The organism is Hippea maritima DSM 10411 (genome assembly GCF_000194135.1).
GTDB classification, from domain to species: domain Bacteria; phylum Campylobacterota_A; class Desulfurellia; order Desulfurellales; family Hippeaceae; genus Hippea; species Hippea maritima.
In genome coordinates this window covers 341,495-359,604 of record NC_015318.1, presented here as the reverse complement: position 1 = coordinate 359,604, position 18,110 = coordinate 341,495, and the positions used below count along the sequence as shown (strand labels likewise).

15 protein-coding genes are annotated in these 18,110 nt (G+C 36.7%); 3 read left to right on the top strand and 12 right to left on the bottom strand.

Going from position 1 to position 18,110, the window contains the following annotated elements:
* Positions 1 to 3: 3 nt before the first annotated feature.
* The 10 genes from HIPMA_RS01825 to HIPMA_RS01780 form a co-directional block, all read right to left on the bottom strand.
* Positions 4 to 492, bottom strand: a complete 489-nt coding sequence (locus HIPMA_RS01825) for a chemotaxis protein CheX (RefSeq protein ID WP_013681376.1) — start codon at positions 490 to 492, stop codon at positions 4 to 6.
* An 18-nt stretch (positions 493 to 510) separates the two neighbouring features.
* Positions 511 to 1,470 carry a chemotaxis protein gene (locus HIPMA_RS01820; RefSeq protein ID WP_013681375.1) on the bottom strand — a complete coding sequence of 320 codons (960 nt, stop codon included), beginning with the start codon at positions 1,468 to 1,470 and terminating at the stop codon, positions 511 to 513.
* The gene (locus HIPMA_RS01815; protein WP_013681374.1) at positions 1,463 to 2,047 is read right to left on the bottom strand and encodes a chemotaxis protein CheW; all 585 of its coding nucleotides are present in this window, start codon (positions 2,045 to 2,047) and stop codon (positions 1,463 to 1,465) included. The genes HIPMA_RS01820 and HIPMA_RS01815 overlap by 8 nt, the downstream gene beginning before the upstream one ends.
* Before the next feature lie 10 nt (positions 2,048 to 2,057).
* Complete coding sequence (locus HIPMA_RS01810; protein WP_013681373.1) at positions 2,058 to 4,442, bottom strand: hybrid sensor histidine kinase/response regulator; 2,385 nt, start codon at positions 4,440 to 4,442, stop codon at positions 2,058 to 2,060.
* A complete protein-coding gene (locus tag HIPMA_RS01805; protein ID WP_013681372.1) occupies positions 4,439 to 5,632 on the bottom strand; it encodes a PDC sensor domain-containing protein in 1,194 nt (397 codons plus the stop codon). Before HIPMA_RS01805 ends, HIPMA_RS01810 begins: the two co-directional genes overlap by 4 nt.
* Before the next feature lie 80 nt (positions 5,633 to 5,712).
* Positions 5,713 to 6,666, bottom strand: a complete 954-nt coding sequence (locus HIPMA_RS01800) for a sensor histidine kinase (protein WP_013681370.1) — start codon at positions 6,664 to 6,666, stop codon at positions 5,713 to 5,715.
* Positions 6,667 to 6,731: 65 nt separating this feature from the next.
* A complete protein-coding gene (gene purB, locus HIPMA_RS01795) occupies positions 6,732 to 8,027 on the bottom strand; it encodes an adenylosuccinate lyase (protein WP_013681369.1) in 1,296 nt (431 codons plus the stop codon).
* Positions 8,024 to 9,430, bottom strand: coding sequence for an Rne/Rng family ribonuclease (locus HIPMA_RS01790; RefSeq protein ID WP_013681368.1), 1,407 nt, complete (start codon positions 9,428 to 9,430; stop codon positions 8,024 to 8,026). The genes purB and HIPMA_RS01790 overlap by 4 nt, the downstream gene beginning before the upstream one ends.
* Positions 9,427 to 10,512, bottom strand: coding sequence for a rod shape-determining protein RodA (gene rodA, locus HIPMA_RS01785; RefSeq protein WP_013681367.1), 1,086 nt, complete (start codon positions 10,510 to 10,512; stop codon positions 9,427 to 9,429). The genes HIPMA_RS01790 and rodA overlap by 4 nt, the downstream gene beginning before the upstream one ends.
* Positions 10,512 to 11,297: an ABC transporter permease gene (locus tag HIPMA_RS01780; protein ID WP_041323920.1), complete on the bottom strand. Its 786-nt coding sequence runs from the start codon at positions 11,295 to 11,297 to the stop codon at positions 10,512 to 10,514. The genes rodA and HIPMA_RS01780 overlap by 1 nt, the downstream gene beginning before the upstream one ends.
* 449 nt (positions 11,298 to 11,746) lie before the next feature.
* Between HIPMA_RS01780 and fbp the strand changes: the two genes are divergently transcribed.
* Genes fbp through HIPMA_RS01765 form a run of 3 tightly spaced genes read left to right on the top strand, consistent with a single transcriptional unit; the run spans position 11,747 to position 15,510 of the window.
* On the top strand, positions 11,747 to 12,733 hold the full coding sequence (fbp, locus tag HIPMA_RS01775) for a class 1 fructose-bisphosphatase (RefSeq protein ID WP_013681365.1): 987 nt from the start codon (positions 11,747 to 11,749) through the stop codon (positions 12,731 to 12,733).
* Positions 12,733 to 14,067, top strand: coding sequence for a Trk system potassium transporter TrkA (gene trkA, locus HIPMA_RS01770; protein ID WP_013681364.1), 1,335 nt, complete (start codon positions 12,733 to 12,735; stop codon positions 14,065 to 14,067). The genes fbp and trkA overlap by 1 nt, the downstream gene beginning before the upstream one ends.
* A gap of 6 nt (positions 14,068 to 14,073) precedes the next feature.
* Complete coding sequence (locus tag HIPMA_RS01765) at positions 14,074 to 15,510, top strand: TrkH family potassium uptake protein (protein ID WP_013681363.1); 1,437 nt, start codon at positions 14,074 to 14,076, stop codon at positions 15,508 to 15,510.
* Here the strand turns inward: HIPMA_RS01765 and lysS are convergent, their stop codons facing one another.
* Positions 15,511 to 17,022, bottom strand: a complete 1,512-nt coding sequence (gene lysS / locus HIPMA_RS01760; protein WP_013681362.1) for a lysine--tRNA ligase — start codon at positions 17,020 to 17,022, stop codon at positions 15,511 to 15,513.
* A protein-coding gene (prfB, locus tag HIPMA_RS01755) for a peptide chain release factor 2 (RefSeq protein WP_013681361.1) occupies positions 17,019 to 18,099 on the bottom strand; the annotation gives its coding sequence in 2 pieces (ribosomal slippage) (positions 17,019 to 18,041 and positions 18,043 to 18,099; 1,080 coding nt in all). The genes lysS and prfB overlap by 4 nt, the downstream gene beginning before the upstream one ends.
* Positions 18,100 to 18,110 lie beyond the last annotated feature (11 nt).

The window sequence follows — 18,110 nt, the reverse complement described above, 5'->3', positions numbered from 1 at the left end:
GCACTACTCCTCCGATGGATTAGGAACTAACGATACCTGTATGGCAAACTCACCTTCCTCAGATTCAAAAGGTATAACTATAGTAGGTGTTCCCTTTGGTGATGCAATAGTATGGTTTTTCCCAATTACAACATTTGGTACAGATATCTTTAGTTTTATACCCTTATCGGAAAATATTTTTTTAGCTCTGCCAGCTATCATATTTGTCAATTCACCAATAGCATCTGCTGTATCATTATCTACACCCAACACTTCTTCTCCGGTAAAATTACTCACAACCTTTATAGCTGTTTTTTTGGGGAATGAAAGCGCTATAGAACCAATAGCCTCACCAGTAATACCAATAATACCGCTCACATCGTACTCAACTGTACTTTCCTTTTTTAAAGCCAACTGTCCCCTTTTGGGTGTAATCATAGCAACCGTTTCCAATATTTCCTCTGTTGCTTCAATAAAGGGGTTTATCCATTCAACACTCAACTTAGCCGACATACCTTAAGCTCCTTTCTCTTATATATGTTTCAACACAGCCTGGGTAAACTCCTCGGCTATAAATTTGGTGCAGAAATCATCAACACCAACCTCTTTTGCCTTCTGAAGGTTAGCATTACCAGAAAGCGATGTATTCATGATCACAGGGATCTTTTTGAACCGCTCATCCTCTTTCACTAACTTTGCAAACCTATAGCCATCCATATTGGGCATCTCAACATCCGTTATGATTATATTTACAGCCTTTTCTATATCCCCATTTGTCTCTTCATAAAGCCTATTAAGCATATCCCAAGCCTCCTGGCCATCTTTGGCCTCTATGATCTTTTCTGCCAAAGGCTCAACCGCTGTTTTAATGATCTTCCTGGCTGTGGCGGAATCATCCGCAATGAGTATTTTAACCTTCTTCTGCTTATCCTTTGAACCCTCAAGGGCTGTGTCTCTGATCCTTTTGATATCATCCTCTGAGAATATACCTAACTCCTCACAGATGCTTTCAAAGTCAAGTATTATCATAACATGCTCTTCGTCTAAATTTATTGTACCAACTATCTTGTTGCCGTATTGATGAATAAGAACTTCACTCGGCGGCTTTACAAAACGCCACGATACACGCCTGATTCTTTTGGCGTCATGCACAATAAATCCCACCGTTATATTATTAAAGATCGTTATTATAACCTTCTTTGTCTTAATATCCGCAGGTTCATTGATTCCAAGCCATTTAGCCAAACTTACTATAGGTATAACCTCTCCTCTTAAATTATATATTCCTTCAATCAGTGAATCTTTACTCGGAATTTTTATTAGGTTTGGGTATTTTATAATCTCCTTTACCTTTGCTATGTTTATGCCGTAGATACCCTCATATATTTTACCGTCTTCTTTTAATTCAAACATTCTGAAATCAACAAGCTCCATCTGGTTGGTTCCAACCTGCAAGATGTCTATCTTATCTTCGTATTTCTTATCAGCCATTTTCTACCTCCGCAGGCTTGCTTAAGGATTTTGAATACAAGCTCCCACCTTCGTGCAATAGCTCTTCAATATTTAAAAGCGTTATTATGTTTTTAGGCATCTTCCCAACGCCTTTTACATATTTTTCTATACTCGGGGGTATATTTGGTGGTGTTGGCTCTATATTCTTCTTCTCTATATAATAAACCTTCTCTATCTTATCTACAACAAAGCCAACATTATACTCTTCGTGGGATATAATAATAATCCTTGTATCGGCACTTATTGGCTTTATTTTGAAGCTGAATTTTACTCTAAGATCTACTATAGGTATTATTTTTCCCCTTAAATTTATAACACCCAAAACAAACGGCTTTGTGTTGGGAACAAACGTATAATCAACAGGTTTTATAATTTCCTCCACATCCAAAATATCAACACCGAAGAGCTCCTGGTTTAATATAAAACCCACAACCTGCTCATACTCATCTTTCATAATTATAGCGTTGGATTTCTGGCTCTTTTTTGCTATTTCTTCTTCTAAATCTTCATTTAACGCAAGGCTTTTATCGAATAAATCAACATTTTGTGCAGTCATTTATACCTCCTTAAGCCACAAGTATATTCTTTTTAGAAGCAGCTTCTATTGCTGTAGTTAACTCATCATCCGTAAACGGAGCAAATATAAGTTTATTGATCTTAGCCTCTTTGAGTTTTTCCTTATCGAATGTTCCATCTGTTGAAATCCCGATAATCGGAGTGCTTTTATATGCAGGCATACCCCTTAAGGTTTTGGCTAAATTATATCCATCGCTTATATAAATACCCAAATCAACCATTACTAAATCTGCTATATGTTCACAGGCCAAATCTAAAGCTTCCTTATCCGTATGGGCAGATACAACCTCATAGCCCCTATCTTTTAGGTATTTCTTGAGCTCTTTATTCATATCGGATTCACGTGCTGCAATTAATACTACAGGCTTTTCTTTTTCATATAGCTCAATTAAATGATCCTCTATGTTTGTAGTGATAATAGACGCTTCATTAACCACATTTGCAACATCAAGAATCAATGTAACAGAGCCATCACCCATTATAGTTGCTCCTGAGATGCCTTTTATGTTTGTTAGATAATTACCCAACGATTTAATAACTATCTCTTCCCTTCCAATAAGCTCATCTACTATCAAGCCTATTCTCTTCTCCGCAACTGCAACCACAACAACATAAATCTCTTTCCCGTCTAAAGTACGTTTATTCTCTCCTATGCCAAGTGTATCACCAAGATATACAAGTGGTATTATATTGTCCCTTAATCTAAGCACATCCTTGTTTTCAACTTTATCTATATCATTTTTGGAGATTCTAACCGTCTCAACAACACTAACCAATGGAACAGCAAAGAACTCTTTGGCCACCTTTACAAGCAAAGCTTGTATAATAGCAAGGGTCAATGGAATCTTAAGGATTATCGTGGTACCTTTGCCAACTTCAGATTTAACCTCTATAATTCCATTTAATTTTTCAACATTGGTTTTTACAACATCCATACCTACGCCACGGCCAGATATATTCGTAACAGATGACGCAGTTGAAAAGCCAGGTTTAAATATCAAGGCATAGGCTTCTTCTTTGCTCATTTGTCTTGCTTCTGTCTCGGTTATGAGACCTTTTTCCAGGGCTTTCTGTTTGAGTTTCTCTGGATCCATTCCTTTGCCGTCATCACTTGTCTCAATAACTATGTAGTTACCTTCATGATATGCAGATAAAACAACCTTACCTTTAGATGGCTTACCAATTTTTTTCCTCTCATCTGGAGGTTCTATACCATGATCTATTGCATTTCTCACGATATGAACAAGCGGATCATTTATTTCCTCAACAACACTCTTATCAAGTTCCGTTTCAGCACCTTTTATAACAAGCTCGACCTCTTTATTGAGTTCCCTTGCTATATCCCTAACGACTCTGGGGAATTTATTGAAAACCTTACCAATCTGAACCATTCTGGTTTTCATAACACCCATCTGGAGATCTGTCGTCACAAGCGTTATTTGACTTGCTACCTCACTCAATTCTTCAACTATTTCATCCCCACCAAACTTCTCTTCAGCTCTCTGAGTTACACTAACAAGCCTGTTTTTACCCAAAACAAGCTCACCAACCAGATTCATCAGATCGTCAAGCCTTTCAACATCTACCCTTATAGTTTGTTCTATAACAGGCTTGGTTTTCTTAAGCACTGCTGTTTTTGTTCTTTGTTTAACCTGATTTTCCTTGAGGGCCTCCTCTTTATCCTTTTTATCTTCGTCTTCTTTTTTATCTTTCTCTATCTCCTTAGGTAGCTCACCCTCTTGTTGCTGTTTCTTTTGCATCCTCCTTTTTTTATCTTCTTCCATCCTCCAAGCAAGGAGCCTTTCAATTTCAGCGTCTATATCATCCGAACTTTTACCTTCCCCTTCCTCAGGGCTTATACCCTCTTCTTCTATCATTTCTTGCTCTTGGGCTTTTATAAGTTCCTCTTCAGTTAATTCCTCTCCTTGTTCTTCCTCTACATCTTCTTTTGGTTGTCTTACCTTTTCATGAGAATAGTTTTCATCCAAAAATCTTTTAAGCTGTTCAATGTTTTCGACTATATCTATTGCCTCGGGATCTTCACCATTCTTTATAGCATCAATTATTATTTTGGCTTTATCTACTCCAGCAAGGATGGCATCCATCATATCGGTGTCAAGATGTATTTCAAACTTCCTAAGCCTGTTCAAAACATCTTCAAGTTTATGGGTAAGCTCCGTTAGCTTCTCAAAACCCAAAAAGCTCGCAGACCCCTTTATCGTATGGAAAGCTCTAAATATCTTATTTAGCAGATCCTCATCATCGCTTTCGTTTTCAAGTCTAACCAAATCTTCATCAAGTTCTTCAAGTAACTCATCCGCCTCAACTAAAAAATCCTGTATTATTTCCTGCATCTCCTCCATATTTTCACTCATTCCTTGCCCTCCCCTTCATTATTTTCTCTGTTACTAAAGTAGTCCAAAAGCCTATTGACTACCTCTGATAGCTTATCTATCTCTTCAGTTCCTGAAGGTTTTAGCCTTCTTGAGTAATCTCCCTTTAAAATAGCCTCAACGGCATTTGCTGTCTCATTTATAGGAACAGTGATGCGTTTACTTATAAAGAAAGCAAGAACTATAGTAGAAAGTATCATTATAACACTAAACAAACCAAATAAAGCGAGTGTATATATAGTTTTTGAGTCTATGTCTTTTGATATGTCCTTTATAGGCTTATAGAATATTTCTGTTGGCAGCGTTAAACCCAACCCCCAACCATACTTATCAACATATGTATATCCAACAAACTTATCCACCCCTCTGAATATATACCTTGCAACGCCTGTATCCCCTTTTAAAATCTTTTTCTTAACCACATCTGCCAATAACTTGCCGTTTTTTGGATCGGTTAAATCTACATGGTCTGTTAAAGTTATCAAAGGGTGCTGCTTTGAAGGAGGATCATAGATCAATACGCCTTTTTTGTTTATAACCCATAGGTACTTCTGAGAGTATGGGTACAACTGGGCTGTTCTTATAAGTGAATACATATCGTATGGTTTATAATCAAAAACTATATAAATGGGTTTTTTAGAGGCATCTTTACCAAAATATACAAATGAAAACGAAACGCTATCATCTTTATTTATGTGAAAATCCACATACTTTATCTTTCTTATAGATTCAGAAGTTAGAAAGGCATTTAAATGCTTTCTTAAAACATCAACGCATTCAAAACTAGGATATTTATTTATAAGTTTACCATTTGCATCAAAAATAGCTATAACTCTCATATCCAAAACATTATTCATCTCATTAAATACATTTTCCAACAAATCTGAAGGATTGTGCTTATTGTAAAGTATTTCCTTTTCTATTGCCTCACCAAACATATAAGATATACTTTCCTTTGCATCCATAGCCCCTTTCAATATTTTGGCATATGAAACAACCTCTTTCTCTAAGTTTTCATCAGCATTTTGCCTGAATATCGCCTCTGTTTTGTGAAGTGCATATTTCTTTAGGGCCATTATGGTAAATATAGAACTCATGCTAAATATAAAAAGCGTTATCAATACAAGAGTAGTAGTATATACAACAACTTTCGTTGAAAGCCTTTTAATCATACAACTGCTTTATCCTTATATCGTCTCTTTTTTCCACAGGAATCACTATAGTAACCTTCGTACCTTTGGCAGGCTTTGATTCAATCGTTAACCCCCCCATGGTATCCCTCTATTAAAAACTTGGCCAATGATAACCCTATACCCATATTGGACGGCTTTGTCGAATAAAAAGGAATAGTTGTCAGGGGCAGTTCATTCTCTTCAATACCTTTACCGTTATCTTTCACTTCTATAAAAGCATTTTTGCCTTTTTTAAATACTTTTATTTCTATTTTTGGTTTTTCAACTGTTTGAGTAGCATCTATGGCGTTTTTTATTATTTCATCTATAATAAAACCCAAATGCATCCTGTTTGTATACACAAATACACCCGTTTTACTATCGCCTGCAACCTCAACGCCTTTGTCTTGATATTTCAGCGATAATTCTTTAACCAATTCCAATAAATCTATTTTCTCAAGACTAACCGGGAAAGAATTGCTCACAACCTCTATATTAGCTATTATACTAATAATTCTGAATAGACTTTTTTCAACTATTTCAATGTAGTTTATAAGCTTATCATCTTCCTGCTGCGACAGCTTTGCCTTTATACGAGACAACATGCCTCCAGCAGACATTATAGGATTTCTTATAGAATGAGCTATACCTTGACTCATATATTTTAACACCTTGGCATAAGCAGAATCACCAATAGCAGAAGCCCTCCTTTCCATCGGCGTTAAGTCAAAGATTTCGAAAACATAATAATCATTGTATTTAAAAACATTTAGCCAGCAAAAAATTAGGTCTCCATCCTTGTTTAAAAATCTCATGAAATTTGAATAACCTTTATCCTTTTTGGCCAAACTCAAGATGTTCTCAAAAAAAATCTTCTTATCGTCGTCTTTTAAAATAGAACGAACATCAGTTGAAACCTCAAGACCAAATTTGTCTTTTGCTGATTTATTTAAGTCAGCAACAACACCATTTTCATTGAATATTATTATACTATCATTTAATTTATTTAGGAACTCTAACGTCAAACTGGTCATAAATTCCTTCTTAAGAACATCAAAATAAAAAAATTCAAAACTTATAAATTTTACTAAAAATAAAACTATTCGTCAAAAACTCTTGAGAATATATTATCCATTCTGCGTATGTAGTAGTTGGGATTAAAGCACTCCTCTGTCTCTTCTTTGGTTAAATATTTTTTAATAAAGCCATCACTAAGCACAAGTTCTTTGAAGTTCTTTTCATTCTCCCATGAGTCCATGGCATTTCTCTGAACAGCCTCATAAGCCTCTATCTTATCTGCACCCTTTTCAACGAGCCTCAACATCAATCTCTGAGAGTATATAACACCTCTGGTAAGATTTAAATTTTTAATCATATTCTCCTCATAAACTGTTAAATTCTCAATGACATTATTAAGCCTATAAAGCATAAAGTCCATGGCTATATTAGAATCAGGCAAAATTATTCTCTCATTTGATGAATGGCTTATATCCCTCTCATGCCAAAGTGCAACATTTTCTAAAGCTGCAATAGAGTTTGATCTAACAAGCCTTGCCAAACCGCAAAGGTTCTCACTCAATACAGGATTTCTTTTGTGTGGCATAGAAGATGAACCCTTTTGACCCTTGTGAAAAAATTCTTCAGCCTCCCTTACCTCTGTTCTCTGATAGTGCCTTATCTGGGTCGCTATCTTTTCTATTGTAGATGCCACAATGGCAAGCGTTGTCATATACTGGGCATATCTATCCCTTTGGATAATCTGGCTGGAAATAGGAGCAGGTTTCAAACCGAGTTTTTTACAAGCATACTCCTCCACCTCAAGTGGGACATTGGCAAACGTTCCCATAGAGCCAGAAATCTTACCATATGATATAGCTTCCTTTGCATCTTCCATTCTCTTTAGGTTTCTTTTCATCTCTGCATACCACAAAGCAAGCACAAAGCCAAAACTTATGGGTTCACCATGAATGCCATGAGATCTACCTATCATAAGTGTATCCTTAAACTCAAAAGCCCTTTTTTTTAATGTATCCATTACCATTTTTATGTCTTCTATAATTATTTCAGCAGAGCGTTTCAAGGCCAAAGCCATAGCTGTATCAATTGTATCCGAACTTGTTATGCCAAAATGCAGAAAATCACCCTCATCTCCTAAACTCTCCTTAACATTCTCTAAAAATGCCACCACATCATGCCGTGTTACCCTCTCTATTTCCTCAATCCTCTTTATGCTGAATTTAGCATTCTGCTTTATCCTTTCTGCTGTACCTTTAGGAATCTCACCAATACTTTCCCAACCCTCAACAACGGCAATCTCAACCTCGAGCCACCTTGAAAACTTGGCCTCTTCTGTCCACAACTGACCCATCTCTTTCCTTGTATACCTTTCTATCATCCCAACACCTCTAACACGTATTCTTCAGCATTACAACTACCACTTATTTTATAATCTATTTTTTTATCTTCAAACTGCACATACTTTCTAAGCTGCTCAATCACACCAGGGGTTGCCTTTAATCTAAATTTTTTCTTTTTTGAATACTTAATCTTCTGATATATCTCAGAACATATAAAAGAGGTACTTTTTACAAGCCCACCATTGTAGCAATCCGGGCATTTTTCAAACATCTCATCAAATATATCTGTATTGTTCTTTCTCCGCGATATCTCAACAACACCCAATTCACTCATCTTGCTAACATAGGTCTTTCGTTTATCATCCTTTGCCAGTTTATACAAAACATCTTCTATCTTTTTTTTATGTTCCTGACTGTTCATATCTATAAAATCCACAATGATTAGCCCGCCTAAATCTCTCAGGTTTATTTGATTAAATACCTCATATGCTGCTTCGAGGTTTACCTTAAAAATTGCATCCTCGGCATTGTAATCACGATAGTGGTAGCTGCCAGCGTTGACATCTATGGCAAAAAAAGCCTCTGTTTTTTCTATTATCAAATAACCCCCACTTTTTAAGTGAACTACATTATTTTGAAGTTGCCTTATTTCATCTTCTATACCAAAAAATTCAAAAATAGGTTTATCTCCATTATAAAACTTTACCTTGTTTTTGCATGCATTATACATCTCTTGAAGATAAGAAGTTGTTTTTTTGAATGTTTCTATATCGTCAAAGATTATCTCATCGGTATTGTCATCGCAATACTCTCTAATAACTTTTAGCGGCAACTGAGGTTCTTCATATATCAAAGACGGTGCCTTAGCCGTTTCATACCTTTTATCTATCTGCCTTGCTATTTTTTTTAGATGATGAGCTTCAAACTCAAGCTCTTCTAAAGAGGCAAAACGAGACGCTGTCCTTGCAATAAAACCTATATCATCTTCTTTGAGAGATGAAAGCATATCTCTAAGCTCTTTATTCTTTTGCTTATCACTTATGTGTTTTGAAACACCTACAAAATCTACACCTTTAAGTAAAACCAAATAGTTACCAGGTATTGTTATATTTAGACTAACTTTAGGGCCTTTTGCAGAAACTGTAGGCTTTAGAACCTGAACCATTACCTCTTGATTCTCTCTTATCTCTATTCCTAAGGACCTTATGGATTCAAGACAATGCTTATCCAAACATAGAAAGGCATTTTTATCCAGTCCTATATTGACAAACGCAGCTCCAAGTTGAATAGCTACATTTTCAATTATCCCCTTGTATACATTACCAACAATAGAAGATGCAGACTTATCCTTTCGCTTCATCACAAATACGGTCAGATTATCTTGTTCTATTTTCGCAGCCTTCAATATAAAAGGATCCGATGATATCAAAAGCCTTGTCATGTCTTACTCCTTAAACCCACAGACAATAAAACCCCCACAGCAAAAAACGCCGTTATAGTGGAGCTTCCACCATAACTAAAGAACACAAGCGGTATTCCAACAACTGGCAACAAACCAAGTGTCATGCCCATATTAAAAACAATAGATATCCACAGGTACGTAATTATACCAACACAAACAAGTCTATCAAAATCATTTTCAGCCGATTTTGCTATAACAAATGCTCGATAGAGCAAAACAAGATATAATCCAATAACAAAAAAACAGCCTACAAACCCCCATTGTTCACTGAAAACAGAAAATATAAAATCGGTATGGCTTTCTGGTAAGAAACTCAACTGTGTCTGAGTAGCATGGTGTAGCCCCTTGCCCCACAATCCCCCAGAGCCTATCGCTATCTCAGACTGTATTGTATTGTAGCCGTAGGTTGTCGGCGCACTGTATGGGTCTAAAAACCCCATAATCCTATCTTTTTGATAGGGTTTGAGTTTACTCCACATAAATGGCATAAAAACAAGGGCAGCTATTGTAGCCTTGACTACTAAAGATTTTTTAACCCCACTAATAAGAATCATACTTAAGGCTATGACTAAAACCGCAATCGCAGTGCCTAAATCTGGCTGCTTTATTATTAAAACAACAGGCAAAAGTACAACAACCATAGGATAAAGCAATTCTTTCATCGTATAGGGTTCAGTTTTGGGATTTTCATCGAAATAGGCCGCAAGCAAAAATACCACAGCTATTTTAACAAACTCTGATGGCTGTATATGGATAAATGAAATTGCAATCCACCTTTTGGCACCATGACTCAACATCCCTCTTGCAAAAACGAAAATAAGTAGTACCAAAACCACTAAGTAAAATATCCAAGCGTTTCTTTTTATGTGCCTTGGGTCTATATTTGCAACAATTAACATACCTACTATACCTAATATAACCCATACAACTTGCCTTTTTGCAAATATAGCACCGTTTGCTGTAGAATAGATGGTGATAATACCCAAAATAGAAATAGCAATGGCACTCAAAAAGAGCGTATAGTCAAAATACCTTAATTTCTTTCTATCTATTTGAAACATTATCTTTTAAGTTTCTCGCCTAATATCGTAAACGATATAACAGTTAAAAATATAACAACTCCTGGAAAAAAGCTCATCCACCAGGCAACCTCAATAACATCTTTACCCTCAGAAAGTAAACTTCCCCAACTGGCTGTAGGGGGTTGAACCCCAAGGCCTAAAAAACTCAGCGCAGACTCGGCAAGTATAGCAGAACCCACACCCAAAGTCGCATACACTACAACAGGTGATAAACAATTTGGTATTATGTGCCTAATCAAAATATAGGCATCGCTTTTTTTTAAAAGCTTGGCAGCCTGAATATAACCCAGCTCCCTTAACTTTAAACTCTCGGCTCTTACAATCCTTGCAATACCCATCCAACCTGTTAAACCTATTACAACCATCACATTTAAAATGTTGGGCCCTAAGACAACCACTATGGCCAGAATTAAAAAAAATACAGGAAACGTGAGCATAACATCAACAAATCTCATCATTAAGGTATCCACAATACCACCAAAATAACCACTAACAGCACCGTATGCTACACCTATCAGTGTAGATATTCCCACAGCAATCAAAGAAACCTCAATGGATATTCTTCCAGCATAAATAACCCGACAAAATAGATCCCTGCCTAATCTATCGGTTCCAAACAGATGATGGAGACTCGGCGGTGATAATATATTGTTTGGGTCTATAGCATAAGGGTCATAGGGGGCTATATAGTTTGCAAAGACAGCACTTACAACTACAATAATTATGTAACCTACGGATAGCCAAAACAACAAATCCCTTCTCACAGCTAAAAACTATCAAAACCAAAGTTTTTTTTCAAGCTGGGATATTCCAGTTTTTTGTTCAAATTGTTCTTTATATTGAAATTACAGTAGTCTCATATAAAAAATCGAGAAAAAGTAAAAACTTTTATATCAAAAAAACTTGCTTTTATTAGACATTAGAGACTGTATAAAAAATTTTTGTTATTTTTTTTTAAGATTTTTCTTGACTTCTCTGTTCTTTTTATTAAACTTACCTGCCGAGTGTGGGGGTGGTAGCCTTCCTGCAAGAAGAACCCGCAAGGGTTCACACATCTCTTCATTTTTTCCTCTCTTTTTGCCCTCCAATGTATCCGCTCTAATTAAGACCCACTTCTAAAGAGAGGCACACACTCCTTTTTTGTTTGTATTGATAAACGACTTCCATAATGATAACATTTAATGATAAAAAACCTATCCTTGGGAGGCGTAAGATGTCTGAGGCTGTAAGTTTGAGTAGATTTATACTACAACAGCAGAGAAAATACCCTGAGGCTGCTGGTGATTTTACACTAATATTGGAACAGATAGCATTTGCCGCTAAAATAATTTCAAGAGAAGTAAACAAAGCTGGACTTGTAAACATCTTGGGGAGTGTTGAAAGTAAAAACGTACATGGTGAAACTCAGCAAAAACTCGATGTATATTCAAATGAACAGATGGTAAAAGCACTGGACCCTACAGGTAAGGTTTGCGCAATGGCGTCTGAGGAAATAGAAGAAATGCTACCTGTAAGTGATAAGAGCCTAGAAGGTAAATACGCTGTGGTTTTTGACCCACTTGATGGCTCAAGCAATATTGATGTAAACGTGAGTATAGGTACAATATTTGGCATATATAAACGCTTAGACGACAATGATTGTGAAAAATCCCTACTTCAAGCTGGTCAGAGTCTTGTTTGTGCAGGGTATGTAATCTACGGTTCAAGCACTATGTTCGTTTATACCACAGGTCAGGGTGTAAATGGGTTTACACTCGATCCAAGCATAGGTGAGTTTTTACTTTCCCATCCAGATATAAAGATACCAGAATATGGCAAAATATACAGCATAAACGAATCCAATTACTTTAGATGGCCTAAGGGAATTCAAGAGTATGTAAACTTCATAAAACAACACCCAGACAGACAATATACACTAAGATGGATAGGCTCACTTGTTGCAGATTTTCATAGAAACCTACTAAAAGGCGGGGTTTTCTTATACCCTGAAGACTCCAAAAATAAAAACGGTAAACTCAGGCTGGTTTATGAGGCAAATCCCATGGCCTTTATAGTGGAAAATGCTGGCGGAATGGCAACAGACGGCAGACAGAGAATATTAGACATTAAACCAGAAAGTCTGCATCAGAGGGTACCTCTAATTATAGGATCAAAATATGAAGTTGAGAAATATTTAGAATTCAGGGAAAAATACGGCTAATGAATATAGTAATAGCTGGAGCTGGCGGGGTTGGCTTTCACATAGCAAAACATCTAAGTGAGGAAAAAAAGGATGTAGCTATAATAGAAAAAGATGTAGATAAAGCCAACTTCGCAAGCGAAAGGCTCGACTGTCTTGTAGTACAGGGTGAGGCAACTGATGTTAATGTATTAAAAGAAGCTGGCTGCGATAAAGCAGACATGTTCATAGCTGTTACGGACTCAGATGAGGTTAATATGGTTTCATGCTTTGTAGCGGCCAACAATTTTAATATAGAAAAGAAAATAGTAAGACTAAGAAATATACAATACACCCAGAGTTTTTCGTCGTTTAAAAATATAGGAATAGATTTCATCATAAATCCAGAGATAGAGGCAGCAAAAACTATAATAAATACCGTAAACCTGGGTGCATCAACAGATGTTATAACCTTTGATATCGATATACAAATGAGAGGTATACATATCGATGAGGATTCACTTTTTAAAAATAAAACTATCTCCGAGATAAAAACCAGAGTAAATAAGAATTTCATAATTTCTGCTATAAAAAGGGAAGAAGGAGAGCTTATAATACCAAGTGGTTTTATTGAGGTAAAAGAAGGTGATTATCTATATGTTGTAGCAAAAAGTGATACTATAAATGATATAGTTGAACTTGCAGGTAAAACCAAAATAAGGATAAAAGACATAGCCATATTTGGTGCTGGCAATATTGGTCTAACTATAGCTAAAGGTCTTTCTGGCAGAAAGAGAAACATAAAACTCATAGACAAAGATTATGAGCGATGTAAAAAGGTTGCCAGTATATGCAAAAAAGCCATTGTAATCCATGGTGATGCAGATGATGCAGAGTTGTTTGAAGAAGAAAATATAGGAGATTTTGATGTGGCAATAACAGCAACTGACAATGAAGAAATAAATCTACTATCTGCCATATATGCAAAAAATCTGGGTGTTAAAAGGTCTATAGCTTTGGCCGATAAGGCAAATTATATAGCCATGTCTAACAAACTCAACATAGATATAGTAATAAGCCCTAAACTCGCTACAGTAAACAGCATACTGCGCTTTATTAGAAAGGGCAAGATAGTAGGGGTCTACTCAATATTTGGAGGTGAAGCAGAAGCGCTCGAATTTGTCGTCTCAAATAATTCAAAGATAAAAAACAAAAAACTAAAAGAGTTGGACTTACCAAAAGGGAGTCTTGTAGTTGCGATAAACAGAAACGGTGAAAGTATAATACCGGATGGAAACTTCACAATAAAGGAAAACGACAGAGCTGTCATATTCACCAAAAAGGAACATATAACACAAATAGAACAAATAATATAGATGTAAATGAAACTGAAACTCATTGGCAGATTCATAAGTATACTTTTGATTATTACGACTTTATTTCTATGTGTGCCTTTAGTTTTTTCGATTTACTACAAAGACGGTGCAAGTTTGGGCTTTCTTATTACAATCACACTTAACGCATCGTTCGGCTCTGCTGGACTTCTTCTAACAAAAAATCCACCCAAAAGCCTATCAAGAAAAGAGGGGTTTATCCTGGTTGTACTAAGCTGGGTGGTAATATCGGTATTTGGGAGCATACCTTATGTAATCATAGGTAATTTGAGCTTCACAGATGCATTCTTTGAAACCATGTCAGGATTTACAACAACGGGGGCATCAATTTTAAAAAACATAGAAGCCATGCCAAAATCCCTACTATTCTGGCGTTCTCTGACACATTGGCTAGGCGGAATGGGTATAGTTGTTCTGGCTGTTGCAATACTGCCTATGTTGGGGATTGGAGGCATAAAACTCATAAAGGCCGAAGCCCCTGGCCCAAGCATAGAAAAAATCTCGCCACGTATAACAGAAACAGCCAAATATCTGTGGTTTGCATATATCCTGCTAAGTGCGTTTGAAACTGTGCTTTTGCTTGTTGGCGGTATGGATTTATTCGATGCCCTAACACACACCTTTGGCACAATGGCAACGGGTGGCTTTTCACCTAAAAACAGCTCAGTAGCCTACTTCCATTCTGCTTATATTGATTGGGTCATTACCATATTCATGTTCATTGCCGGAGCAAATTTTTCTATACACTTTAAGGTGTTAACAGGTAAGTTTTCCTCATTAAAAGACGAAGAGTTTTTAGCCTATTCTGCTATAGTTATTATAGCAGTATTATTGGTCAGTCTGGACAATTTAGCCATATACAAAGATTTCCTAAACTCGCTGAGGTTTAGCGCTTTTCAGGTTGTTTCAATTGTAACGACCACAGGTTATGCCACCGCTGACTATGAAAAATGGCATTCACTTTCTAAAGTTATACTATTCACCTTTATGTTTGTTGGCGGATGTGCAGGTTCAACCGGCGGAAGCATAAAGGTTATAAGGATTTATACGCTTCTAAAACAGGCAGTAAATGAGTTAAAATACAACATACATCCCAAAGGCGTATTCACACTAACCATAAACAAACAAACTATTAGAAAGAATATAGTCTATTCCATAGCGGGATTTTTCTTTTTATACATAGCCACATTCTTTGTTGTTGCCTTGGTGGTATCGGCATTTGGCGTTGACCTTTTAACTTCACTTTCAGCCTCAGCCGCAACCTTGGGAAATATAGGGCCAGGCTTTGGTGGCGTAGGGCCAACTGACAACTACGCTTGGCTACCAAGCCCGGCCAAATGGGTTTTGAGTTTTGCGATGCTCTCCGGTAGGTTGGAAATTTACACCGTCTTTGTTCTATTTACACCAGCGTTCTGGAAAAAATAACTATTCTTCCTTCTTATCCCTCATAAGCGGAAAGAGTATAACATCCCTTATTGAACTATTACCAGTTAGAAGCATGACCAACCTATCTATCCCTATACCCTCACCAGCTGTAGGAGGTAAACCATACTCCAATGCCTTTATATAATCCTCATCATACATAGATGCCTCTTCATCGCCCTTCTTCCTTTCCTCAAGTTGGTTTAAAAACCTCTCTTTTTGATCAAATGGGTCATTTAGCTCAGAAAAGGCATTTGCTATTTCCATTGTTCCTATGTAAAGCTCGAACCTATCTGTAATATTTGGATTGTCTCTATTTCTTTTGGCAAGCGGCGATATAGCAACAGGATAACCCACAACAAATGTAGGATTTATAAGCTTTGGCTCAACAAGGGCATCAAAGATTTCAGCCAATATCTTCTCATGGCTAAAACTATCATCCACACTCTTTTCAAGCTTTAAAGCATATTCTAAAGCTTTTTTCTTATCGTTCAATATATCATCACCCACACCCGCTATCTCCTTTAGGCCCTCATAAAAGTCAAGCCTTCTCCAGGGTCTGGAAAAATCTATAGTATTTCCATCAAACTCAATCTTTCTATCATCTATACCTAGCTTATCTAAAATATACTCAAACAGCTCCTCGGTAAAGTCCATCAAGAAATTGTAATCCTTATAAGCTATGTAAAACTCCATCATAGTGAATTCTGGATTGTGCTTTAAATCCATTCCTTCGTTTCTAAAGTTTCTGTTTATCTCAAATATACGCTCAAGGCCACCAACTACCAACCTTTTTAGGTAAAGCTCTGGTGCAATTCTCAAATAGAGAGTCATATCCAACGCATTAAGATGGGTTACAAATGGCTTTGCAGCAGCACCTGTAACAAGCTTGTGCAACATAGGGGTCTCAACTTCAATAAACCTACTCTTTATCATAAACTCCCTAACGGCATTTATAATTAGAGAGCGTTCAATCACCATTTGCCTTGTTTGATCATTAACAATCAAATCCACATAACGTTGCCTGTATCTTAGCTCTTTATCCTTAAGTCCATGCCACTTCTCAGGGAGAGGTCTTAAGGACTTGGTTAGCATAACAATTCTTTTTGCCTTAACAGTTAACTCCCCTGTCTTCGTCTTAAACAACTCGCCCTCAACACCTATGATATCACCTATATCCAGCTTCTTATAAAGCTTAAAGTCATCCTCAGATAAACTCTTCTTTTCTGCATAAACTTGTATTGTACCTGTAAAGTCCTTTAGTTTTAAAAAACCAGCCTTGCCAAAACTGCGATAGGCCATAACCCTGCCTGCAACCTTTACATACTTACACAAATCCTCAAGTTCCTCTTTATTCTTTCCATCAAAATCATTGTGTAAATCGGCTGCGAAACTATCTGGCTCAAATCCATTAAAATACGGATCTATACCATTTTTTTTCAACTCCTCAAGCTTTTCTATCCTACGTGCTATGAGCTTATTTTCAGCATCTTGCACGTTAACCTTATCACTCATAATTTCTTCAACGCCTCCCTTATAAAGTCATCTATCTCTCCGTTTAAAACCGCTAAAGCAGCAACATCTTTTTTCTCAACACCTGTCCGGTGGTCTTTTACCATCTTATAAGGATGCAAAACATAAGAACGAATCTGACTGCCCCATTCTATCTTCTTCTTTTCGCCCTCAAGTTTCTCAAGCTCTTTCTTCTTTTTTTCTTCTTCCAACTGATACAGCTTGGCTTTCAATATCTTTAGGGCAAAAGCCTTATTTTTATGTTGACTTCTTTCGTTCTGACAACTAACAACGATACCCGTAGGTATATGGGTTATCCTAATGGCTGAATCCGTTTTATTGACATGTTGACCACCAGCACCTGATGCCCTAAAGGTATCTATCTTTAAATCTTTTGGGTCTATATCAATTTCTGTATCATCATTTATTTCAGGCAAAACAGAAACAGAAGCAAAGCTTGTATGCCTACGCTTATTGGCATCAAAAGGCGAAATTCTCACAAGTCTATGAACACCGTTTTCGTTTTTTAGATACCCGTATGCCTTCTCTCCACTTACTAAAAATGTTATAGACTTATACCCGGCTTCATCCCCGGGCTGCAAATCCATAACCTCTATTTTATATTCATTATTATCGCACCACATAGAATACATCCTAAATAGCATCGAAACCCAATCGCAGGATTCAGTACCCCCAGCCCCAGAATGTATAGTTACTATTGCATTGCTAAAATCATGCTCACCACTTAAAAATGTTTCCGTTTCGGCCTTTTCCACCTTTTTTGTCAGTTCTTTTATGTTATCTTCCAATTCCTGTTTATAACTCTCATCATCTTCAACAAATTCACTCAATTCAAGCAGGGTATCTACATCGTTCTCTAATTCCTCTACGGTCTTTAATTTTTGTTCTATAGAACTTTGCTTTCTTTTTAGATTTTGCAAAAGCTGATAATCGTTCCAGACAGAGCTATCTTCAAGCTGTTTTTGTATATCATCTAACTCTTTTTTTCTTTTGGGCGGGTCAAAGATACTCCTTTATCTTGTTTATTTTATCAGCAAGTTGAATAATTTCTTCTTTCACTTCTGCACCTC